The 20,457-nt window shown below is 74.0% G+C and carries 18 protein-coding genes; 11 read left to right on the top strand and 7 right to left on the bottom strand.

The features are described from left to right. Positions 1 to 139: 139 nt before the first annotated feature. Entirely contained in the window at positions 140 to 931 is a 792-nt protein-coding gene (locus ACF1A5_RS33285) for a VOC family protein (RefSeq protein WP_392196578.1), read from the bottom strand. A 362-nt stretch (positions 932 to 1,293) separates the two neighbouring features. Between ACF1A5_RS33285 and ACF1A5_RS33280 the strand changes: the two genes are divergently transcribed. Next, entirely contained in the window at positions 1,294 to 1,539 is a 246-nt protein-coding gene (locus ACF1A5_RS33280; protein WP_392196577.1) for a WhiB family transcriptional regulator, read from the top strand. Between the two features lie 121 nt (positions 1,540 to 1,660). Here ACF1A5_RS33280 and ACF1A5_RS33275 read toward each other — a convergent pair whose 3' ends face one another. The 3 genes from ACF1A5_RS33275 to ACF1A5_RS33265 all read right to left on the bottom strand — a co-directional run bounded on the left by ACF1A5_RS33275 (position 1,661) and on the right by ACF1A5_RS33265 (position 5,366). Next, on the bottom strand, positions 1,661 to 2,638 hold the full coding sequence (locus ACF1A5_RS33275) for an acyl-ACP desaturase (RefSeq protein ID WP_392196576.1): 978 nt from the start codon (positions 2,636 to 2,638) through the stop codon (positions 1,661 to 1,663). Positions 2,639 to 2,859: 221 nt separating this feature from the next. Further along, positions 2,860 to 3,636, bottom strand: a complete 777-nt coding sequence (gene ddaH, locus ACF1A5_RS33270; protein WP_392196575.1) for a dimethylargininase — start codon at positions 3,634 to 3,636, stop codon at positions 2,860 to 2,862. 104 nt (positions 3,637 to 3,740) lie between these two features. After that, positions 3,741 to 5,366: an ABC-F family ATP-binding cassette domain-containing protein gene (locus tag ACF1A5_RS33265; RefSeq protein ID WP_392196574.1), complete on the bottom strand. Its 1,626-nt coding sequence runs from the start codon at positions 5,364 to 5,366 to the stop codon at positions 3,741 to 3,743. A gap of 317 nt (positions 5,367 to 5,683) precedes the next feature. On the opposite strand from ACF1A5_RS33265, the gene ACF1A5_RS33260 reads away from it, so the two are divergent. Together ACF1A5_RS33260 and ACF1A5_RS33255 are read left to right on the top strand one after the other, a co-directional pair. Continuing rightward, positions 5,684 to 6,355, top strand: a complete 672-nt coding sequence (locus tag ACF1A5_RS33260) for a GPP34 family phosphoprotein (protein WP_392196573.1) — start codon at positions 5,684 to 5,686, stop codon at positions 6,353 to 6,355. A 699-nt stretch (positions 6,356 to 7,054) separates the two neighbouring features. Then, complete coding sequence (locus tag ACF1A5_RS33255; protein WP_392196572.1) at positions 7,055 to 7,891, top strand: isocitrate lyase/phosphoenolpyruvate mutase family protein; 837 nt, start codon at positions 7,055 to 7,057, stop codon at positions 7,889 to 7,891. Here the strand turns inward: ACF1A5_RS33255 and ACF1A5_RS33250 are convergent. Continuing rightward, the gene (locus tag ACF1A5_RS33250; RefSeq protein ID WP_392196571.1) at positions 7,888 to 8,304 is read right to left on the bottom strand and encodes an SsgA family sporulation/cell division regulator; all 417 of its coding nucleotides are present in this window, start codon (positions 8,302 to 8,304) and stop codon (positions 7,888 to 7,890) included. The genes ACF1A5_RS33255 and ACF1A5_RS33250 overlap by 4 nt on opposite strands. 238 nt (positions 8,305 to 8,542) lie before the next feature. On the opposite strand from ACF1A5_RS33250, the gene ACF1A5_RS33245 reads away from it, so the two are divergent. The 4 genes from ACF1A5_RS33245 (at position 8,543) to mmpA (ending at position 11,270) form a co-directional block, all read left to right on the top strand. After that, positions 8,543 to 9,655, top strand: coding sequence for a WD40/YVTN/BNR-like repeat-containing protein (locus tag ACF1A5_RS33245; RefSeq protein ID WP_392196570.1), 1,113 nt, complete (start codon positions 8,543 to 8,545; stop codon positions 9,653 to 9,655). A gap of 71 nt (positions 9,656 to 9,726) precedes the next feature. Next, positions 9,727 to 10,053 (top strand): plasmid stabilization protein, encoded by a 327-nt coding sequence (locus ACF1A5_RS33240; protein ID WP_392196569.1) that lies wholly within the window; start codon positions 9,727 to 9,729, stop codon positions 10,051 to 10,053. Between the two features lie 179 nt (positions 10,054 to 10,232). After that, entirely contained in the window at positions 10,233 to 10,949 is a 717-nt protein-coding gene (locus ACF1A5_RS33235) for an endonuclease V (protein ID WP_392196568.1), read from the top strand. Between the two features lie 174 nt (positions 10,950 to 11,123). Continuing rightward, positions 11,124 to 11,270, top strand: coding sequence for a morphogenic membrane protein MmpA (mmpA, locus tag ACF1A5_RS33230; protein WP_392196567.1), 147 nt, complete (start codon positions 11,124 to 11,126; stop codon positions 11,268 to 11,270). Positions 11,271 to 11,582: 312 nt separating this feature from the next. Here mmpA and ACF1A5_RS33225 read toward each other — a convergent pair whose 3' ends face one another. Continuing rightward, positions 11,583 to 12,761 carry a saccharopine dehydrogenase family protein gene (locus tag ACF1A5_RS33225; RefSeq protein WP_392196566.1) on the bottom strand — a complete coding sequence of 393 codons (1,179 nt, stop codon included), beginning with the start codon at positions 12,759 to 12,761 and terminating at the stop codon, positions 11,583 to 11,585. A gap of 266 nt (positions 12,762 to 13,027) precedes the next feature. Between ACF1A5_RS33225 and ACF1A5_RS33220 the strand changes: the two genes are divergently transcribed. The 3 genes from ACF1A5_RS33220 to ACF1A5_RS33210 all read left to right on the top strand — a co-directional run bounded on the left by ACF1A5_RS33220 (position 13,028) and on the right by ACF1A5_RS33210 (position 17,689). Next, entirely contained in the window at positions 13,028 to 14,167 is a 1,140-nt protein-coding gene (locus ACF1A5_RS33220; protein WP_392196565.1) for a CaiB/BaiF CoA transferase family protein, read from the top strand. Between the two features lie 88 nt (positions 14,168 to 14,255). Continuing rightward, on the top strand, positions 14,256 to 15,470 hold the full coding sequence (locus ACF1A5_RS33215) for an acetyl-CoA C-acetyltransferase (protein ID WP_356190295.1): 1,215 nt from the start codon (positions 14,256 to 14,258) through the stop codon (positions 15,468 to 15,470). Positions 15,471 to 15,511: 41 nt separating this feature from the next. Beyond that, complete coding sequence (locus tag ACF1A5_RS33210) at positions 15,512 to 17,689, top strand: 3-hydroxyacyl-CoA dehydrogenase NAD-binding domain-containing protein (RefSeq protein WP_392196564.1); 2,178 nt, start codon at positions 15,512 to 15,514, stop codon at positions 17,687 to 17,689. 168 nt (positions 17,690 to 17,857) lie between these two features. Here ACF1A5_RS33210 and ACF1A5_RS33205 read toward each other — a convergent pair whose 3' ends face one another. After that, positions 17,858 to 18,598, bottom strand: a complete 741-nt coding sequence (locus ACF1A5_RS33205; protein ID WP_392196563.1) for a MerR family transcriptional regulator — start codon at positions 18,596 to 18,598, stop codon at positions 17,858 to 17,860. Positions 18,599 to 18,837: 239 nt separating this feature from the next. On the opposite strand from ACF1A5_RS33205, the gene ACF1A5_RS33200 reads away from it, so the two are divergent. Beyond that, positions 18,838 to 20,304, top strand: a complete 1,467-nt coding sequence (locus tag ACF1A5_RS33200) for an amino acid permease (RefSeq protein WP_392196562.1) — start codon at positions 18,838 to 18,840, stop codon at positions 20,302 to 20,304. Positions 20,305 to 20,457 lie beyond the last annotated feature (153 nt).

The raw sequence follows: 20,457 nt of genomic DNA, 5'->3' as shown, positions 1-20,457 counted from the left end.
GCTGCACACCTACAATCACCACCGCGGACACACCGCGCTCAAGGGCCAACCACCCGCCAGCCGCGTCCCCAACCTCACAGGGCAATACACCTAGCCCGGTGCGCCCTCGCGTGGTCCGGCGCCCCGTGCGCCGTCGGTCTCAGGTCTGCGGCGAGGCGCTCTTGATCACCGCGAAACGGGCTCCGTAGGGGTCGGCGAGCCGGGCCATGCGGCCGACGCCCTCCATGTCCGTGGCGGGCACCCGCACCGTGCCGCCGAGCTCCTGGGCCCGGGTGACCGTGGTGTCCACGTCGGCGACCTCGAAGTACGGCAGCCACACCGGGCCGGCCTGCGCCTCGGCCGGGTCGTCCCCGAGCGGGACCATGCCGCCGAACATCGCGTCCTCCCCGCCCTCGGCGGGATTCACGCAGGTGTACGTGCCGCCCGCGAAGGGCGCGGCCGAGGTCTCCAGGCCGAGCACCTTGTGGTAGAACGCGGCGGCCGCGGCGATGTCGGGGGTGTAGAGCTCGACCCAGCACAGTGAGCCGGGGTCGCCCGCCCGGTCCAGGCCCTTGGTGCGTCCCGGCTGCCAGATGCCGAACGGCACGCCCGCCTGGTCGGCGAGGAAGGCCATGTGGCCCTCGCCCATCACGTCCATGGGCGGGACCAGCACACGTCCGTGCGCCTGCTCGGCGGCCTTGGCGGTGGCCTCGGCGTCGGGGGTCTGGAAGTACACGTTCCAGGAGGGCGGTCCCTGGTCGGCTCCGGTCTGCATACCGCCGGCCACGGTGCGGCCGTCCAGCTGGAAGAAGCCGTAACCGCCGGCCTCGGGCCCCGCCGACCGGAACTGCCAGCCGAAGAGGCCGCCGTAGAAGGCGCGGGCGCCGTCGATGTCGGATGTGGCGACGTCGAGCCAGCTGGGGGCGCCGTTGACGAAACGGGTGGTGAGCATCCGTGCCCTCCTTCGAAGGGTCCCGTTGTCTGCTCTGCCGAGTCTGGCACCGCCCACTGACAATCGCTGCGGGGCGCGCGGGCGTACGGCGGGCGTCATACGCGGGGGCCGCCGGGGCCGGTCCGTCCCCGCCGCTCCCGCGCGCCGCCGTGCGCCGCCGGGTGGGACGGGGCGATCATCGGGGTCGGCCGGCGGCGGGCCGAGCGCCGGCCAGGCGGGACAGGGCGGCCAGGCGGGACAAGGCGGGCAAGGGGCCAAGGGGTGGCCAGGGAGCCAAGGGGCCGAGCGGGCCGTACGGGGCCGCGCGGCGCGTTGATCCCGCGTTGATGGAACGTTTTTCGCCGCCCGGCACGCTCTCGTCCATGTACATCGAGACGATCACGCCGGCCGACACCGCCTGGCAGACCCGGGCCCTGTGCGCGCAGACCGGGGCGGACTTCTTCTTCCCCGAGCCGGGCAGCTCGGTGCGCGAGGCCAAGCGCATCTGCGGCATGTGCGAGATGCGCGCGACCTGCCTGGAGTACGCGATGGACAACGACGAACGCTTCGGCGTCTGGGGCGGCCTGTCCGAGAAGGAGCGACTGGCGCTGCGCCGGACCTCCGGCTAGCCGCTGCTCCCAGGGCCCACCGCCCCTGGCCGGTCCGCCCACGGCGCCCCCCGGGCCGATGCGTCCCGGCCGCCCTCGGCCGGTCCGCCCCCAGCGCCCTCGGCCGGCCGCCCGGCTGCTCTCAGCCCGCCGCGCGGGCCGCCAGGCGGGCCTTGCGGGCGGCGAGCTTCTCGTCGAACTTCGCGGCCTCCGCGTCCAGGCCGTCCAGGTAGAGACCCAGCTCCTCCTGCGCCTTGAGCCCCTCGGGGCCGAGGCCGTCGATGTCCATGATCTTCAGGAAGCGGAGCACCGGCTGGAGCACGTCGTCGTGGTGGATGCGCAGGTTGTAGACCTCGCCGATCGCCATCTGCGCCGCCGCGCGCTCGAAGCCCGGCATCCCGTGGCCCGGCATGCGGAAGTCGACCACCACGTCCCGCACCGCCTGCATGGTGAGGTCGGGGGCGATCTCGAAGGCCGCCTTGAGCAGGTTGCGGTAGAAGACCATGTGCAGGTTCTCGTCGGTCGCGATGCGCGCCAGCATGCGGTCGCAGACCGGGTCGCCCGACTGGTGGCCGGTGTTGCGGTGCGAGATGCGGGTGGCGAGCTCCTGGAAGGCGACGTAGGCGACCGAGTGCAGCATCGAGTGGCGGTTGTCGGACTCGAAGCCCTCGCTCATGTGCGCCATGCGGAACCGCTCCAGCTGGTCCGGATCGACCGCGCGCGAGGCGAGCAGGTAGTCGCGCATCACGATGCCGTGCCGGCCCTCCTCCGCCGTCCAGCGGTGCACCCAGGTGCCCCAGGCGCCGTCCCGGCCGAACAGGGAGGCGATCTCGTGGTGGTAGCTGGGCAGGTTGTCCTCGGTGAGCAGGTTCACCACGAGCGCGATGCGGCCGAGCTCGGTGACCTTGGACTGCTCCTTGTCCCAGGCCTCGCCGTCCTCGAACAGACCGGGGAAGTTGCGGCCGTCGCTCCAGGGGACGTACTCGTGCGGCATCCAGTCCTTGGCGACCTTCAGATGCCGGTTGAGTTCCTTCTCGACCACTTCCTCCAGCGCGTACAGCAGGCGCGCGTCGGTCCAGGCGGAGGACGGGCTGCCGAGGTGGGCGGAAGTGAGCGTCACGGGAACTCCAGAGGGGGACGAGCGGGAGGGCGGAACGAACCGGCGAGCGGTGCCGGGAACCTACGGGATCGTAGGCTACGAGCCCGTAGGTTACGAAGCCGTAGGTTAAGTTCTCCGTAAAGATCGCTGATCAGGCCCGTCGGCATCGGGCAGTTGAGCCGGATGTGCGACAGCCCCGGGACCGCAGGTCCCGGGGCCGGGCCGGGCGTGTGCTCAGCCGGTCAGGCGTACAACTCGCGCAGCCGCACCGAGAGGCATGTCACACATCCCTCGAGTTTCTCGAACTCGCCGATGTCCACCACGACGGGTTCGAAGCCGAGGTCGCCGAGCAGCTCCGCCGTCTTCGGCGCGCTCGCCGCCATCAGCAGCCTGCCGCCGCCGAGCAGCACCACATGCCCGCCGGACTCCTCGGGCACGGGCAGGAAGCGCGGGTACAGCGACGGCGTGTCCACCTTGGGGATGTGCCCGACCACGGTGCCGTCGGGCAGCGCCGTCACCGCCGACTTCAGATGCAGCACCTTGCTCACCGGGACGGCGACGACCCGTGCCCCGAGCGGCTCGAAGGCGGCCCGCAGTTGCTGCACCCCGGCCGCGTTGGTGCGCCCGCCGCGGCCGACGTAGATCGTGTCGCCCACCTTCAGCACATCGCCGCCGTCCAGTGTTCCCGGGTCCCAGATCCAGTTCACCGAGCAGCCGAGGCGGGCCACTGCCTCCTCGACGCCGATGGTCTCCGCGCGCCGGGACTCGGCGCCGGGCCGGGTGATCAGCGCCACGTTCCGGTACATGACAACCGTGTCCTCGACGAAGACGGAGTCGGGGCAGTCGTCGGCCGGATCGACCTCGATCGTCTCCCAGCCGTGGGTGCGCAGCGCCTCGACGTACGCCTCCCACTGCCGGACCGCGAGCTCGACGTCGACCTTCTCCCGCTCGATGTGGGTCACCAGACCCTCGGCGAGGCGCGGGCTGGGGCGGCGGACGAGGGCCTTCTTGCTGGACACGGCAGGTCTCCGAATCGGCGGGACGGCTCTGCGGGCCGGACGGTGCGGCACCGGTTCGCCATCATGCGCCAACTGCCGGTGCCGGCAAAACCCCGGGTGGCCCGTCAGGCGGGGCCCCGGACCGCCTCCGGCGTCGTCTCCCTGAGCACCCCCTCCTCCAGCAGCACCCAGCGCGTGATGCCGATCGACTCCAGGAACGGCAGGTCGTGGCCGGCCACGATCAGCGCGCCCTCGTACGACTCCAGAGCCGTCGTCAGCCGGCGCACGCTCGCGATGTCGAGGTTGTTCGTCGGCTCGTCCAGCATCAGCAGCTGCGGGGCCGGCTCGGCCAGCATCAGCGCGGCCAGCGCCGCCCGGAAGCGTTCGCCGCCGGACAGCGTCCCCGCCCGCTGGTCGGCCCGCGCGCCCCGGAACAGGAAGCGCGCCAGGCGGGCCCTGATCCGGTTGACGGTGGCCTCCGGCGCGCAGCGGGCCACGTTCTCCGCGACCGTCAGCTCGTCGTCGAGGACGTCCAGCCGCTGCGGCAGGAACCGCAGCGGGACGTGCGCCGTCGCCTCGCCCGACAGGGGTGGGATCTCCCCGGCGATCGTGCGCAGCAGCGTCGTCTTGCCGGCCCCGTTGCGCCCGATCAGCGCCACCCGCTCCGGGCCGCGCAGTTCGAAGACGCCCTCGACCCGCGCGCCGTGGGCCGGCCGGAGGTCCTGGAGGGTGAGCACGCCGCGGCCCGGCGGCACGGCCGTGTACGGCAGCTCGACGCGGATCTCGTCGTCGTCCCGCACGGCCTCCGCCGCCTCGTCGAGACGCTCCCGGGCCTCGGCGAGCCGCTCCTCGTGCAGGATGCGGTGCCTGCCCGCGGACTCCTGCGCCGCGCGCTTGCGCGCCCCCATGACGATCTTCGGCTCGCGCTTGCTGTCCCACATCTTCTGGCCGTACCGCCTGCGGCGGGCCAGTTTGACCTGGGCGTCGGCCAGTTCGCGCTTCTGCCTGCGCACGTCCGCCTCGGCGACGCGCATCATGCGCTCCGCCGCCTCCTGTTCGGTGGCCAGGGCCTCCCGGTACGCCGAGAAGTTCCCGCCGTACCAGGTGATCTCCCCGGCCCGCAGGTCGGCGATCTGATCCACCAGCTCCAGCAGTTCGCGGTCGTGGCTGACCACGACGAGCACGCCCGGCCAGGCGGAGACGGCCGCGTACAGCCGGCGGCGCGCGTACAGGTCGAGGTTGTTGGTCGGTTCGTCCAGCAGCAGGACGTCCGGGCGGCGCAACAGCAGCGCGGCCAGGCGCAGCAGCACCGCCTCGCCGCCCGACACCTCGCCGGCGGTGCGGTCCAGGCCGACGTGGCCGAGTCCGAGTTCGCCGAGGGTGGCGAGGGCGCGCTCCTCGACGTCCCAGTCGTCGCCGACGGTCTCGAAGTGCTCCTCGGCCGTGTCGCCCGCCTCGATGGCGTGCAGCGCGGCCCGCGGCGCCGCGATGCCGAGCGCCTCGTCCACGCGGAGGGCGGTGTCGAGGGTGACGTTCTGCGGCAGGAGTCCCACCTCGCCCGTGACGCGGACGGTGCCGCCGGACGGGGTGAGCTCGCCCGCGATCAGCTTCAGCAGGGTGGACTTGCCTGAGCCGTTGACCCCGACGAGGCCGGTCCGGCCGGGGCCGAAGGCGGCGTCGAGGCCGTCGAGGACGGGAGTGCCGTCGGGCCAGGCGTAGGAGAGGGAGGTGCAGGTGAGTGAGGTTGACATGGGCGCCTCGCGGTTGCCGGGTGCGGTCGGGGGAACGGGCACGTGCCGAGACACCGCGGGGCGAGGGGGCCGTGTAGGAGGCCGGGAGAGGGGCACAAGGAGGGCCTGGACCGGACTTCCGGAAGGACGGCTCGCACGCCGAGGTCGCACACGACGCACACACACCTGACCGGTGTGGGGCGGTGTCTCGGGACCTCAGACGAGCAACGTCCTTCTCCAATCGACGGCAACAGAACCGCTCAGACCGTACGAGGGGGGCCGGAGGGCCGTCAACGGAATTTCCGTGGGCCCGGGCCCACCGCACCTAGGAGGCCCCCGTGCCCAACGGTTCGCTGTCGCTGCCGGCCCGGCTCTACCTGCTCGCCTGGGACACCGCACGGATGCGGATCACCGGCACCGCCCATCTGCACCACCTGGTCCGCGCGGGAGCCCTCACCGAGCTGGCCCAGCGCGGGCTGCTGCTCGACGAGGACGGCATCGCCACCCCGGTCGACCTCGACGCCCGCACCGGGGACGCGGTGCTCGACGGCCTCCTGGACCTCGTACGGGAGTCGCTGCCCCGCCGCTGGCGGACCTGGGTGACGCTGCGCGCCCGGCACACGCTGGTGGCCGTACGGGAGCAGCTGGCCGCCGAGGGCTATCTGCGCGCGGAGAAGCGGCGCGTCCTCGGCGTCTTCCCGTCGGTGGAGTACGCCCTGGAGCGCGTCGCCGTGGTGGACGCGCTGCGCGAGGAGGCCCGGCAGGTGCTCGGGGGGCCACTGCCGGTCGCGGCGGTCTCCGAGCGGGAGGCGGCCGTCGTCGCCCTGGCCGCGGCGGCCGGGCTGCGCACGCTGGCGTCCGGCCGGGACCGCAGACGCCACCGGGAGCGGATCGAGGAACTGACCGAACGCAGCGGCGCGGCGGCCCCCGCCCTGCGCAGGGTCGTCCGCGAGGTGCGCACGGCGATGACAGCGGTGGCCGCGGCGGCGTCGGCGCCGGCAGGGGGTTGAGGCGGCGGGTGGCTGAGGCGGCGGGTGGCTGAGGCGGCGGCCGGCCGCGGCGGGCCCCCGGCGGAGGCCCGCCGCGGGCGCGGGTACGCGGCCGGTCGGGCAGCCTCGCCGTCGGCCGGGGCCGCGCCGCGCGCCGCTCTGGGTCGGGCCGCGCGGCGCTGCCTCGTGGGCCGCGGCCGGACGGCCCGTCGGCGCGGTGCCCTGAGCTGGGCGGTGCCCGGCTGTGGGGGCGCAGTGCCGTGGAGGGGGTGTGCAGCGCGGCGGCGGCCCCGGCGTGCGGCTGAGGCGGTGGGCGGCTGAGGCGGCGGCGCACCGCGTCCTGCCCGGGGCGGCGACCCGACCGCGGGCACGGGCGTGCCGCCGGTCCGGCCACCTCGTCGTCCGGCCCGCGCGGTGCAGTCGTGAGCCGGGCTGGGCGGCACCTTGATCCGGGCGGGGCGGCCCTGGGTCGTGGGCCGCGGCCAGGCGGCCCGTGCGGCGCGATGCCGTACGGCGGGCCATGCGGTGCAGCCGCGGGCCGGGCCGGGTCCCGCTGGGCCGTGCGCGGGCCGGGCACGCCTGACCGGTGCGGTGCCGTGGGCCCGCCGGCTGGAACATGTGCCCGGCGCTGTTCCCCCGCACCGGCGGTCTGTCGGCGGCCGACGTGCATGTCGGATTTCTGCCGGCCTCCGGCCCCGCCGGGCTGGTTGAGTGTCACGCATGACGAAGCAGAACACCCCGCGCGACCGCGCGCTCGCCCTTCGCGCCCTGCACGTGCCCGGGCGGCCGCTGGTCCTGGCCAACGTCTGGGACGCCATGAGCGCCCGGGTCGTGGAGGAGGCCGGGGCCGTGGCCGTGGCGACCACGAGTGCCGGGCTGGCCTGGGCCCTCGGCGCCGCCGACGGCGACCGGCTGGACCGGGGCCGGGCGCTCGCCGCCCTCGCGCGGATCACCGGCGTCGTCGGCGTCCCGGTCACCGCCGACATCGAGAGCGGGTACGCCGAGGACGCGGCCGGGGTCGCGGACACGGTCCGCGCGGTGCTCGCGGCGGGTGCGGTCGGGGTGAACATCGAGGACGCGCTGCACGAGGAGGGCGCGGGACCGCTGCGGCCCGTCGCCGAGCAGGCCGAGAGGATCGCGGCCGCCCGGGAGGCCGCGGACGCCGCCGGGGTGCCGCTGTTCGTCAACGCCCGCGTCGACACGTTCCTGCGGGGCGACGGCGACGTGGACCTCACCCTGGAGCGGGCGGCCGCCTACCGTGCCGCGGGCGCCGACGGGATCTTCGTCCCCGGGACCGTCGACCCGGGGATCGTGAAGGTGCTCGCCGACGGAGTCGAGGCGCCGCTCAACATCCTGGCCGGGCCGGGCGCGCCACCGGTCGCCGACCTGGCCGCGCTCGGTGTCGCCCGGGTGAGCACCGGATCGAGCCTCGCGGCGGCCGCGCACGCCCTGGTCCGCCGCGCCGCGCGGGAGCTGCTGGACGCGGGGACGTACGGGGCGCTGGCGGACGGGCTCGCCTACGGCGAGCTCAACGCGTTGCTGACGCCGGAGGGCTAGCAGGCGTCCCGCATCAGCTCCGCCAGGCCGTGGTCGAGGTCGAGCTGCAGGTGTTCCAGACCCACCGGCACCAGCTCGTTCGTGGCCTCCAGGAACCGTCGTATCTCGCCGCTCCGGACATGCACCACGGCGGTGCCCTCGGGGGCGTGGAACTCCAGCACGGTGCGGTCGTACCCGTACGGCCGCACCCGCACGTCGCCGTGGCCGTCGGGCTCCCGCAGGCCGGACGTGAGGAGCTCGCGGGCGAAGGTCCAGCAGACCTCCACCCCTTCCAGGGTGGCCGGGGCGGGGAAGGTCATGCGGACGGCGAACGGGTCGCGGCGGTCGTAGTGCAGCGTGGCGGGAATGTTGGGCATCCGGGGCGCGGCGGCGACGAGGCGCGCCTCCACGAGCTGCTCGATGACGGTGGACAACGCCTTGCTCCCTTGTGACGGCTGGACGGACGCCCGGGCGGACGAGGCCGGGTACTGGAAGAGACGACGGAATCAGCCAATCCGTGCACACGGAGGGCGAGTGACCTGCGTCACCGCCTCGCCCCGCACCCGTGCCCCGCCGCCGCACGGGCCCGGACTCCCGCCGTACGGGGAAAGGGAGTTGGAGCGACGACGGCCGTCTGGACGGCGCCGGGGGAGTGGGTTAGCTTCGCCCGCCATGAGGCGCTTGGGGAGCACGCGACGGACGGGACCGACGAAACGAACGAGCCGCGCCGCGGCCGCGGCGGTGGGCATCGGAGTGCTGCTGGCCCTGACGGCGGCCGTCCCCGCACAGGCCCGGGGACAGGAACCGCGGACGCCGCACTGGCGGCTCACGGACACCGGCACACCAGGGGTCCGCTTCCGCGGGCTGTCCGCCGTCGGCCGCGACACCGCCTGGGTGGCCGGCACCGGCGGCACGGTGCTGCGCACCACCGACGGCGGCGCGCACTGGCGCGACGTCTCGCCGCCCGGTGCCGCGGACCTGCAGTTCCGGGACATCGAGGCGTTCGGCGCGCGACGCGCCGTAGTGCTGGCCATCGGCGAGGGCGAGGCCTCCCGCGTCTACCGCACCGACGACGGCGGAGCCACCTGGACGGAGTCCTTCCGGAACACCGACGCACGGGCCTTCTACGACTGCCTCGCCTTCTTCGACCACCGGCACGGACTGGCGATGAGCGACCCGGTGGACGGCCGGTTCCGCATCCTGTCCACCAGCGACGGCGGCCGTTCCTGGACCGTGCTGCCGGACACCGGGATGCCGGCCGCGCAGCCGGGCGAGGCGGGCTTCGCCGCCAGTGGCCAGTGCCTGGTCGCGTCGGGGCCGCGGGACGTGTGGCTGGCCACCGGCGGGGCGGCACGCGCGCGCGTCCTGCACTCGGCGGACCGGGGGCTGACCTGGACGGCCGCCGACACGCCGGTCCCGGCGGGAGATCCGGCCAAGGGGGTCTTCGCGCTCGCCTTCCGGGACCGCGCACACGGGCTGGCCGTGGGCGGCGACTACCGCGCCGGCCAGGCGTCACCGCGGGCGGCCGCCACCACCGCGGACGGCGGCCGGAGCTGGCAGCCCGCCGTCACGCCCCCGCCCGCCTACCGCTCCGGCGTCGCCTGGCTCCCGCACCGTCGCACGGCCGCCCTCGCGGTCGGTCCGACCGGCACGGACCTCACCACCGACGGCGGCCGCACCTGGCGGACGGTGGACACCGGTTCGTACGACACCGTCGACTGCGCCACGGACGGAGGCTGCTGGGCGGCCGGCGAGACAGGGCGGGTCGCTCGATTGGGTGGCTGAAAATCGCCTGATGGGGCGAATCGTTCAAGACTGCGGGTATCCGTTCCCTGCACAGAGAGGAAGTGAACGGCATGCCACGCGGTTCCAGTGCCAAACGGGAGCGCCAGTACGAGCACATCAAGGCGAGCGCGCAGGAACGGGGGGAGAGCACCGGCCGCGCCAAGGAGATCGCGGCGCGCACGGTCAACAAGGAGCGCGCCCGGGCCGGCGAGTCGAAGACCGCCGGCCGCACCTCCGTCCAGGACATGTCCTCGGGCCGGCGCGGCGGCCGGCGGTCGGGCCAGGGCTCCCAGGGACCCACCTACGACCAGCTCTACGAGGAGGCCAGGCGGCGCAACATCCACGGCCGCTCGGACATGAACAAGCGGCAACTGCAGAAGGCGCTCGGCAAGAACTGAGCGGTCCGGCTCCCGGCGGGGCGGCACTCGCGCCCCGGAGGGCCTCGCGCCCCCAGGCACCGAGCCCGTCCCGCCGCGTCATCCCACCCCGCGTCGACACCCGCGCCCGTCGCGTCTCCCCACCCCGCCCGCCCCGCGTCGACGCCCCGCGCGGCCGGGCCCGTACGCTCGACCCCACCATGACGACCGTACGCATCCCCGCGGGCTGGCCCGCGACCGAGGAACAGGCCCGCGCCGTCCAGGACGAGTTGCGGGCGCGGGTGGTGCGGGACGAGCCGGGCCCGCCCGCCGGAACCGGACACGTCACGGGCGTCGACGTCGCCTACGACGACGAACGGGACGTCGTGGCGGCGGCGGCCGTCGTGCTGGACGCAGCCACCCTGGAGGCCGTCGCCGAGGCGACCGCCGTCGGCCGGGTCCCCTTCCCCTACGTGCCGGGACTGCTCGCCTTCCGCGAGATCCCCACCGTGCTGGCCGCCCTCGACGCCCTGCCCTGCCCGCCCGGCCTGGTCGTGTGCGACGGCTACGGCCTGGCCCACCCCCGGCGTTTCGGCCTCGCCAGCCACCTCGGTGTCCTGACCGGGCTGCCGACGATCGGCGTGGCCAAGAACCCCTTCACCTTCACCTACGACGAACCGGACGCCCCGCGCGGGAGCTGGTCCCCCCTGCTGGCCGGCGCCGAAGTGGTCGGCCGCGCCCTGCGCACCCGGGACGGCGTCAAGCCGGTCTTCGTCTCCGTCGGCCACCGGACGACCCTGGACGACGCCTGCGCCCACACGCTCGCCCTCACCTCCTCCTACCGTCTCCCGGAGACCACCCGCAGGGCGGACGCGCTGTGCCGGGCGGCCCTTCGGGAGGCGACGACGCACCCGGCGCCCGCCTCCCGGGCCGAGTAGCCGGCCCGGCCGGCAGGGCCGGGCAGCCGCGCCCGGAGGCCGATCCGAGGAGCCGGTCCGAGGACGCGGCCTGAGGAGCCGGTCTGAGGACCCGGCCTGAGGGGCCGATCCGAGGAGCCTGTCTGAGTACCCGTACGGATGTGGTGCCGCGCCGCCGTCGGCAGGCTGTGCCGCATGACGACGCACAGATCCCCCAAGCCCCTCGCCGACCCGGCGCGGCCCGTCGAGCGCGCCGTGAACGCCGCGCTCATCCTCGCCGTGGCCGCGGGCCTCGCCTGGATCGGCGGAATGATCTACACCGTGGCGGGCTGGTCGCTCTGACCGGTCGTGGTGGGCCCTGACGGCTCACCACGATCCGGTGGCCAGGCCCTCCGAGGGCCCGAGGCGCCCAGCGGGCCGGCCGCTCCTGCCCCGACCCCGGTCCACCGAGGGTTCGACGCGCCCGCACCGGCCCGGTCCACCGAGGGTTCGACGCGCCCGCACCGGACCGGTCCACCGAGGGTTCGACGCGCCCGCACCGGACCGGTCCACCGAGGGTTCGACGCGCCCGCACCGGACCGGTCCACCGAGGGTTCGACGCGCCCCCACCGGACCGGCCCTCCGCGGCCTCCACCCGACCCGCCAGGACCGGCCCTAGCGGCGCGCCGCCACCCGGAAGGTGATCCCCGCCGCCCGCAGGCGGTCGATCAGCGCGTCGCCCATGGCCACGGCCGTCGTGACCTGGCCCGCCGTCGACGGCAGGTCGTCGAGGACCAGGGACATCGCCGCCTCGGCGAACATCTTCGCCGTCTCGTCGTACCCGGGATCGCCGCCGGCGACCTCCGTGCACACCCGACGGCCCCCGCCCTCGCCCACGAAGCGCACCGAGAACCAGCTGCGGGCGCGCTTCTCGGCGCTCGGGCCCTCTCCGGGCCGGAGCCGGCCGGACAGCCAGCGGCGGGCGGGCGGCAGCTGGGCCGCGGCGGCGAGCGCCCCGACGGCCGCCACCCCGCCCACCGCGACCGGCAGGTGCGCGACGGCCGCGTAGTGCCGGTAGCGGAAGTCGGGGCCGTAGCGCTCCAGTGCCCGGGCCGAGCGCCGCACGATCTGCGGGTCGATGGTCGGCAGCGGCAGCGCCCAGGCACCGACCTCCTTGGCGAACCGCGGCGCGCCCGTGGGCGCGGACGCGCGCCGGCCCAGCAGCCGCGGTTCGTGCCGGGAGCGGTCCCGCGCCGCGGCCAGCATCCGGCCGGGCCGGGCGAACTGGTTGAGCGCCGAGGCGAACGTCCCGCCCGAGAAGGCCGCGTCCGCCCGGACGAATCCGTCCACGGTCAGCGAAACGCCCTCCGGGAGCTGCTGGACGGTGAAGTACGCGCCCAGGTCGTGCGGGACCGAGTCGAAGCCGCAGGCGTGCAGCAGCCGCGCCCCGGTCTCCCGCGCCCGGGCGTCGTGCCGGACGTACACCAGGTCGACGAACTCGGGCTCGCCGGTCAGGTCCAGATAGTCGGTGCCGCGGTCCGCGCACGCGGCCACGAGCTCCTCCCCGTACGTGACGTAGGGGCCCACCGTCGTGGCCACCACGCGCGCCTGCCGGGCGAGCTCGCGCAGCGACGCCGGGTCGGCGACATCCGCCCGCAGCACCCCGACGGACGCGCCGCCGGGCAGCCGCTCCCGCAGTTCCTGGAGCCTGCGCTCGCTGCGGCCGGCGATCGCCCAGCGCAGTGACGCGGGAGCGTGCTCGGCGAGGTACTCCGCGGTGAGCGTCCCGACGAAGCCGGTGGCTCCGAAGAGCACGAGGTCGTACGGACGGTCCGTCCTGTTCATCCTGCTCATGACACCTCTCTGTCCCGGCACCGGTTCCGCCTCGGTTCCGCGGTCCGCGCCGCCGTCGGTGGCCGAGGCTAGCGTGAGGGGTGCGGAGCCCGACGAGGAGCCCGGAGGTGTGCGGTGGCCCATGCCCCGCGGTGGTCCGACCCAGGGGGGAGGAGCGGCACGAGCACAACTTGGCTAAGCGCTTGCTCGTCCAGGTCTTGTGCGGACTGAAACACGTTCTTAGCATCATCGGTGTTACATCGGTTGTGTCACAGTGAGGGGGCCGGATGACAACGGCACGGGCGCCAGGGCGTGACGGCCCGCTCTCCGGCGTGCGCGTGGTCGAACTGGCCGGCATCGGTCCCGGACCGTTCGCCGCCATGCTTCTGGCCGACCTGGGCGCCGACGTGGTCCGCGTCGACCGCCCCGGCGGCGCGGCACTGGGGATCGACCCGGCATACGACGTCACCAACCGCAACAAGCGCTCGGTGGTCGTGGACCTGAAGGCCGCGGACGGCGCCGCCCGCGTCCTCGACCTGGCCGGCCGCGCGGACGTCCTCATCGAGGGCTACCGCCCCGGCGTGGCCGAACGCCTCGGTGTCGGCCCCGACGCCTGTCACGCCCGCAACCCGCGCCTGGTCTACGGCCGGATGACCGGCTGGGGCCAGCAGGGCCCGCTCGCCCCGCTCGCCGGGCACGACATCGCCTACATCGCCGTCACCGGCGCCCTCGGCATGATCGGCGCCCCGGACGAGCCGCCGGCCGTCCCCGCCAACCTCCTCGGCGACTACGCGGGCGGCTCGCTCTACCTCGTCGTCGGCGTCCTCGCGGCCCTCCACCACGCGCGCGCGACCGGGACCGGCCAGGTGGTGGACGCCGCCATCGTCGACGGCACCTCCCACCTCTCCGCCATGATCCACGGCATGCTCGCGGCCGGCGCCTGGCAGGACCGCCGCGGCGCCAACCTCCTGGACGGCGGCTGCCCGTACTACGGCACCTACGAGACCGCCGACGGCAGGCACATGGCGGTCGGCGCCCTGGAGCCGCAGTTCTACGAGGAGTTCCTCACCCTCCTCGGCCTGGAGGACCACCGGCCCGCCCATACGGACGTCACCCGTTGGAGCGAACTTCGCGCGGCCGTCGCCGCCCGCTTCAAGTCCCGCACCCGGGACGAGTGGACGGCCGTCTTCGAGAACTCGGACGCGTGTGTGGCACCCGTCCTGTCGCTGCGGGAGGCCCCCCACCACCCGCACCTCGCCGCCCGCGGCACCTTCACGGACCACTCCGGCATCACCCAGCCCGCCCCGGCACCCCGTTTCTCCGCGACCCCCACCACCGTCCGCACGGGCCCCGCCCGGCCGGGCGCCGACGCCCCGGACGTGGCCCGCGACTGGGACGTGCCCGCACTCCGGGAGGACGGCGCCTGACGGACGTACGGCTCCGACACCCCCGCACCCGCCCCGACCGATGCCCCCGGCACCCGCCCCGACCGAACCCTCACCGAAAGGCTTGTCAGTGAGCACCGAAGCGTACGTGTACGACGCGATCCGCACCCCGCGCGGGCGCGGCAAGGCCAACGGCGCCCTGCACGGCACGAAGCCCATCGACCTGGTCGTCGGCCTCATCCACGAGATCCGCGACCGCTTCCCCGGCCTCGACCCGGCCGCGATCGACGACATCGTGCTCGGCGTCGTCGGCCCGGTCGGCGACCAGGGCTCCGACATCGCCCGCATCGCCGCCGTCGCGGCGGGCCTCCCGGACACCGTCGCCGGCGTGCAGGAGAACCGCTTCTGTGCCTCGGGCCTGGAGGCCGTCAACCTGGCCGCCGCCAAGGTGCGTTCGGGCTGGGAGGACCTCGTGCTCGCGGGCGGCGTCGAGTCGATGTCCCGGGTGCCCATGGCCTCGGACGGCGGCGCCTGGTTCAACGACCCGATGACCAACCTCGCGGTGAACTTCGTGCCGCAGGGCATCGGCGCCGACCTGATCGCCACCATCGAGGGCTTCTCCCGGCGGGACGTCGACGAGTACGCGGCGCTCTCCCAGGAACGGGCGGCCGCGGCCTGGAAGGACGGCCGCTTCGACCGGTCGGTCGTCCCCGTGAAGGACCGCAGCGGGCTCGTCGTCCTCGACCACGACGAGCACCTGCGCCCCGGCACCACCGCCGACTCGCTGGCGGGCCTCAAGCCGTCGTTCGCCGACATCGGCGAGCTGGGCGGCTTCGACGCCGTGGCGCTGCAGAAGTACCACTGGGTGGAGAAGATCGACCACGTCCACCACGCGGGCAACTCCTCCGGCATCGTCGACGGCGCGTCCCTCGTCGCGATCGGCTCCCGGGAGGTCGGCGAGCGCTACGGCCTGCGGCCGCGCGCGCGGATCGTCTCCGCCGCCGTCTCCGGCTCCGAGCCCACCATCATGCTCACCGGACCCGCCCCCGCCACCCGCAAGGCGCTCGCCAAGGCCGGACTGACCATCGACGACATCGACCTCGTCGAGATCAACGAGGCGTTCGCGGCGGTCGTGCTGCGGTTCGTGAAGGACATGGGCCTGTCCCTGGACAAGGTCAACGTCAACGGCGGCGCGATCGCCCTCGGTCACCCCCTCGGCGCCACCGGCGCGATGATCCTCGGCACCCTCGTCGACGAACTGGAGCGCCAGGACAAGCGCTACGGCCTCGCCACCCTGTGCGTGGGCGGCGGCATGGGCATCGCCACCGTCGTCGAACGCATCTGACCTCCCGGCGCCACCACCAGACCTCAACGGAGACCCCTGTCATGACCGAGAGCACCACCATCCGCTGGGAACAGGACGACACCGGTGTCGTCACCCTCGTCCTCGACGACCCCCACCAGTCCGCGAACACGATGAACCAGGCGTTCCGCGACTCCCTCGCCGCGGTCACCGACCGGCTGGAGGCGGAGAGGGACGCCATCCGCGGCATCATCGTCACCTCGGCCAAGAAGACCTTCTTCGCGGGCGGCGACCTGCGCGACCTCATCCGGGTCACCCCCGGCACCGCGCAGGAGCTGTTCGACGGCGGCCTCGCCATCAAGCGCAATCTGCGCCGCATCGAGACCCTCGGCAAGCCGGTGGTCGCGGCGCTCAACGGCGCGGCCCTGGGCGGCGGCTACGAGATCGCCCTCGCCTGCCACCACCGCGTCGCCCTCGACGCGCCCGGCTCCAAGATCGGCTGCCCCGAGGTCACCCTCGGCCTGCTGCCCGGCGGCGGTGGAGTGGTCCGCACCGTGCGCCTGCTCGGCATCGCCGACGCCCTGCTGAAGGTGCTGCTCCAGGGCACCCAGTACAGCCCGCGGCGCGCCCTGGACAACGGCCTGGTCGACGAGGTCGCCGCCACGCCGGAGGACCTCCTCGCCAAGGCCCGCGCCTTCATCGACGCGCACCCCGAGTCGCAGCAGCCCTGGGACCGCCCGGGCTACCGCATCCCCGGCGGCACGCCCGCGAACCCCAAGTTCGCCGCCAACCTGCCCGCCTTCCCGGCCACCCTGCGCAAGCAGACGAACGGCGCGCCCTACCCGGCGCCGCGCAACATCCTCGCGGCCGCCGTGGAGGGCGCCCAGGTCGACTTCGAGACCGCCCAGGTCATCGAGGCCCGCTACTTCGTGGAGCTGGCCGCCGGGCAGACCTCCAAGAACATGATCCAGGCCTTCTTCTTCGACCTCCAGGCCGTCAACTCCGGCGCCAACCGCCCCCAGGGCGTCGAGCCCCGCAAGGTCCGCAGGGCGGCCGTGCTCGGCGCCGGGATGATGGGCGCGGGCATCGCGTACGCGTGCGCCCGCGCGGGCATCGACGTCGTCCTGAAGGACGTCTCCCTGGAGGCGGCGGTCAAGGGCAAGGGCTACTCCGAGCAGCTGTGCGCCAAGGCCGTCGCCAAGGGCCGTACCAGCCAGGAGAAGGCCGACGCCCTGCTCGCCCGCATCACGCCCACCGCCGAGGTGCGCGACCTCGCCGGGTGCGACGCGGTGATCGAGGCCGTGTTCGAGGACGTGACCCTCAAGCACAAGGTGTTCGAGGAGATCGAGAGCGTGGTCGCGCCGGACGCGCTGCTGTGCTCCAACACCTCCACGCTGCCCATCACCCTGCTGGCGGAGGGCGTGGAGCGCCAGGGCGACTTCATCGGGCTGCACTTCTTCTCGCCGGTCGACAAGATGCCGCTCGTCGAGATCATCAAGGGCGAGCGCACGGGCGACGAGGCGCTGGCCCGCGCCTTCGACCTGGTCCGGCAGATCAGCAAGACCCCGATCGTCGTCAACGACTCGCGGGGTTTCTTCACTTCACGGGTCATCGGCCACTTCATCAACGAGGGCGTGGCCATGGTCGGCGAGGGCATCGAGCCCGCCTCCGTGGAGCAGGCGGCCGCCCAGGCCGGCTACCCGGCCAAGGTGCTGTCCCTGATGGACGAGCTGACGCTGACCCTGCCGCGCAAGATCCGGGCCGAGTCGAAGCGGGCCGTCGAGGAGGCCGGCGGCACCTGGACGCCCCACCCGGCCGAGGCGGTCGTCGACCGCATGGTCGACGAGTTCGGCCGCACCGGCCGCAGCGGCGGCGCCGGCTTCTACGAGTACGCCGAGGACGGCAGGCGGGCCGGGCTGTGGCCGGGGCTGCGCGAGCACTTCGGGAAGCCGGGGTACGAGATCCCGTTCCGGGACATGCAGGAGCGGATGCTCTTCTCCGAGGCGCTCGACACCGTCCGGCTGCTGGAGGAGGGCGTCCTGACCTCCGTCGCCGACGCCAACATCGGCTCCATCTTCGGCATCGGCTTCCCGGGCTGGACCGGTGGCGTGCTGCAGTACGTCAACGGCTACGAGGGCGGCCTGCCGGGCTTCGTGGCCCGCGCGCGCGAACTCGCCGAGCGCTACGGCGAGCGTTTCACCCCGCCCGCCCTGCTGGTGGAGAAGGCGGAGAGGGGCGAGACCTTCACCGACGCCCGCTGACGCGCGCGGGGGCGCGGCGCCATACCGGCGAAGCGCCCCCGACGGGCGGACGCGGGCCCCGGCGTGCGGACGTGCGTGGCCCCCTCGCGTGCGGACGTGCGGGGTGCTCCCGCATGCGGACGTCGTGCTCCCGCCCGCCGACGCGCTAATCGCCGACGCGGTAACCGCTCACGCGGACGGAGCGTCTCCGGGATCCTCCGCGGGGCGCTCCTGCCGTCCCCCGTCGAGCCACTCCCGCAGCTCCTCCTTCAGCGAGCGCTGGAAGGTGGTCAGCAGGGCCTGCACCACCAGCGGGTGCATATGGGCGGACAGGGACCTCACGTCCCGTGTGTCCCGTTCGGCCACCGCCTCCCGCAGCAGCCGCGCCAGCTCGTGCGCGGCCGCCCGCGCGTGCTCGACGAGCGCGGTGCGGGCCGCCAGCACCGTCTCCTCCGACAGCGGCACGTCGAGCAGCTCCACCCCGAGCCGGAGCAGCCCGGAATCGAGGCGGAAGGACTCCCCGTCCCGGACCGCCACGTCCATCGCGGCCAGCCGCCGCAGGTCCTCGTCGGTGAGCGGCCGCCCCGCCCGCCGCTCCAGCTCCCCGCGCGACACGGTCTCCACCGCGTCCGGCGCCCAGGAGGCGACCACCGCGCGGTGGATGGCGAGGTCGTGCGGGGTGAGGTCCGGCGGCAGCCCGCGCAGATGGCGCTCGATCGCGGCGAGCGTCATGCCCTGGTGCTGCATCTCCTCGATCAGCCCGAGCCGAGCCAGGTGCTCCCGGCCGTAGTGGCCGACCCGCCGCGGGCCGATCACCGGCGGCGGCAGCAGGCCGCGAGTGCCGTAGAAGCGGACCGTGCGCACCGTGACGCCGGCCCGCGCGGCCAGCTCGTCGATCGTGAGGGCCGGCTCCCCGGTGTCGGTGGTCATGTGCAGCAGTATCGCTGTCTCACCAGAAGTGTGAAACCCGTTGTCCGTGGTGGGAGGCGGTGAGCGAGGCACGAAGACCGTGTGAGAAGAGCCGCTGTGTGACATGAGCCATCGCATGAGAAGTGATCCCACCGGGAAACTGCCCACTTGGTCTGTACCGCGTCATGGGTGGTGCGGGCCTGGACTTGTACGGACACCGGGCGCACAACCGCCCGGGGCACCAGAGAGTGGAACCACCCGTGAGCAAGGACTCCGTGCATACGGCACCGGTCGCCGCACACCCCCAGGCGACCGGGACGCCCGCCGACGCGGGCGACGCCGGATACAGCAAGGACCTCAAGCACCGCCACGTCAACATGATCGCCATAGGCGGCGCCATCGGCACCGGACTCTTCCTCGGTGCCGGCGGCCGCCTCCAGACCGCGGGCCCGGCGCTCGCGCTGGCCTACCTCGTCTGCGGCGTCTTCGCCTTCTTCGTCGTCCGCGCCCTGGGCGAGCTGGTCCTGTACCGGCCCTCGTCCGGGTCCTTCGTGTCGTACGCGCGCGAGTTCCTCGGCGAGAAGGGCGCCTACGTCGCCGGCTGGATGTACTTCCTCAACTGGTCGACCACCGGCATCGCCGACATCACCGCCATCGCGCTCTACACGCACTACTGGAGCCTGTTCACCAGCGTCCCGCAGTGGGTGCTCGCACTGATCGCCCTGGCGGTCGTCCTCGCCGTGAACCTGATCTCGGTGAAGATCTTCGGCGAGATGGAGTTCTGGTTCGCGATCGTCAAGGTCGCCACCCTGGTCGGCTTCATGCTGATCGGCGTGTTCCTGCTGGCCACACAGCACGAGGTCGGCGGCCGGGCCCCGGGCCTGTCCGTGATCACGGACAACGGCGGCATCTTCCCGCACGGCATGATGCCGGTCGTGCTGGTGATGCAGGGCGTGATCTTCGCCTACGCCGCGCTGGAGCTGGTCGGCGTCGCCGCGGGCGAGACCGCCGAGCCGGAGAAGGTCGTCCCGCGCGCGGTGAACTCGATCATGTGGCGGGTGGGCCTGTTCTACTGCGGCTCGGTCGTCCTGCTCGCCCTGCTGCTGCCCGGCTCGCTCTACTCGGGCGACGAGAGCCCCTTCGTCACGGTCCTGTCCAGGATCGGCGTCCCCGCGGCCGGCGACGTGATGAACCTGGTGGTCCTCACGGCCGCCATGTCCTCGCTGAACTCCGGCCTGTACTCCACCGGCCGCATCCTGCGCTCCATGGCCATGGCGGGCTCCGCCCCGAAGTTCACCCGCGTCATGAGCCGCAGCCAGGTCCCGTACGGCGGCATCCTGCTGACCTGCGCGGTGTGCGTGCTCGGCGTGGGCCTGAACTACCTGGTGCCCAGCCAGGCCTTCGAGATCGTGCTGAACGTCGCCTCCCTCGGCGTGGTCAGCACCTGGGTGATCATCATGGTCTGCCACCTGGTCTTCGTCCGCCGGGCCAAGGAGGGCCGGATCGCCCGGCCGCACTTCCGGCTGCCCGGCAGCCCGGTCACGGAGATCGCGACGATCGCCTTCCTGCTCGTCTGCCTCGGCCTGATGTGGAACGACCCCGAGGTCGGCCGCAGGACCCTGCTGCTCATCCCGCTGATCGCGGCCCTCCTGGTCGCCGGCTGGTTCGGCGTCCGCCGCCGGGTCGCGCGGGCGGCCGACGAGGAGCTCTCGGAGCTCACCAAGTAACGGGCCGCGGTCACGGCCGGGGGGGGGGGGGGGGCCCCCCCCCCCCCCCCGGGCGGGCCCCCCCCCCCCCCCCCCACGAGCGAAGGGGGCCCCCGCCCGGGGCAAATTAACGGGCCCCCCCCAACACCCCCCCCCCACTGGCGCGGGGAGGGG

Source organism: Streptomyces sp. NPDC014864 (assembly GCF_043081525.1).
Lineage (GTDB): Bacteria > Actinomycetota > Actinomycetes > Streptomycetales > Streptomycetaceae > Streptomyces.
The sequence above is the reverse complement of the archived record's forward strand: the minus strand, read 5'-3'. Positions and strand labels throughout refer to the sequence as shown.

Excerpts from the sequence above, each read along its gene's own strand:
- ACF1A5_RS33285 (WP_392196578.1), bottom strand. The coding sequence starts at position 931 with ATGCTCACCACCCGTTTCGTCAACGGCGCCCCCAGCTGGCTCGACGTC.
- ACF1A5_RS33280 (WP_392196577.1), top strand. The coding sequence starts at position 1,294 with ATGTACATCGAGACGATCACGCCGGCCGACACCGCCTGGCAGACCCGG.
- ACF1A5_RS33265 (WP_392196574.1), bottom strand. The coding sequence starts at position 5,366 with ATGTCAACCTCACTCACCTGCACCTCCCTCTCCTACGCCTGGCCCGAC.
- ACF1A5_RS33255 (WP_392196572.1), top strand. The coding sequence starts at position 7,055 with ATGACGAAGCAGAACACCCCGCGCGACCGCGCGCTCGCCCTTCGCGCC.
- ACF1A5_RS33245 (WP_392196570.1), top strand. The coding sequence starts at position 8,543 with ATGAGGCGCTTGGGGAGCACGCGACGGACGGGACCGACGAAACGAACG.
- ACF1A5_RS33240 (WP_392196569.1), top strand. The coding sequence starts at position 9,727 with ATGCCACGCGGTTCCAGTGCCAAACGGGAGCGCCAGTACGAGCACATC.
- ACF1A5_RS33235 (WP_392196568.1), top strand. The coding sequence starts at position 10,233 with ATGACGACCGTACGCATCCCCGCGGGCTGGCCCGCGACCGAGGAACAG.
- mmpA (WP_392196567.1), top strand. The coding sequence starts at position 11,124 with ATGACGACGCACAGATCCCCCAAGCCCCTCGCCGACCCGGCGCGGCCC.
- ACF1A5_RS33225 (WP_392196566.1), bottom strand. The coding sequence starts at position 12,761 with ATGAGCAGGATGAACAGGACGGACCGTCCGTACGACCTCGTGCTCTTC.
- ACF1A5_RS33220 (WP_392196565.1), top strand. The coding sequence starts at position 13,028 with ATGACAACGGCACGGGCGCCAGGGCGTGACGGCCCGCTCTCCGGCGTG.
- ACF1A5_RS33210 (WP_392196564.1), top strand. The coding sequence starts at position 15,512 with ATGACCGAGAGCACCACCATCCGCTGGGAACAGGACGACACCGGTGTC.
- ACF1A5_RS33205 (WP_392196563.1), bottom strand. The coding sequence starts at position 18,598 with ATGACCACCGACACCGGGGAGCCGGCCCTCACGATCGACGAGCTGGCC.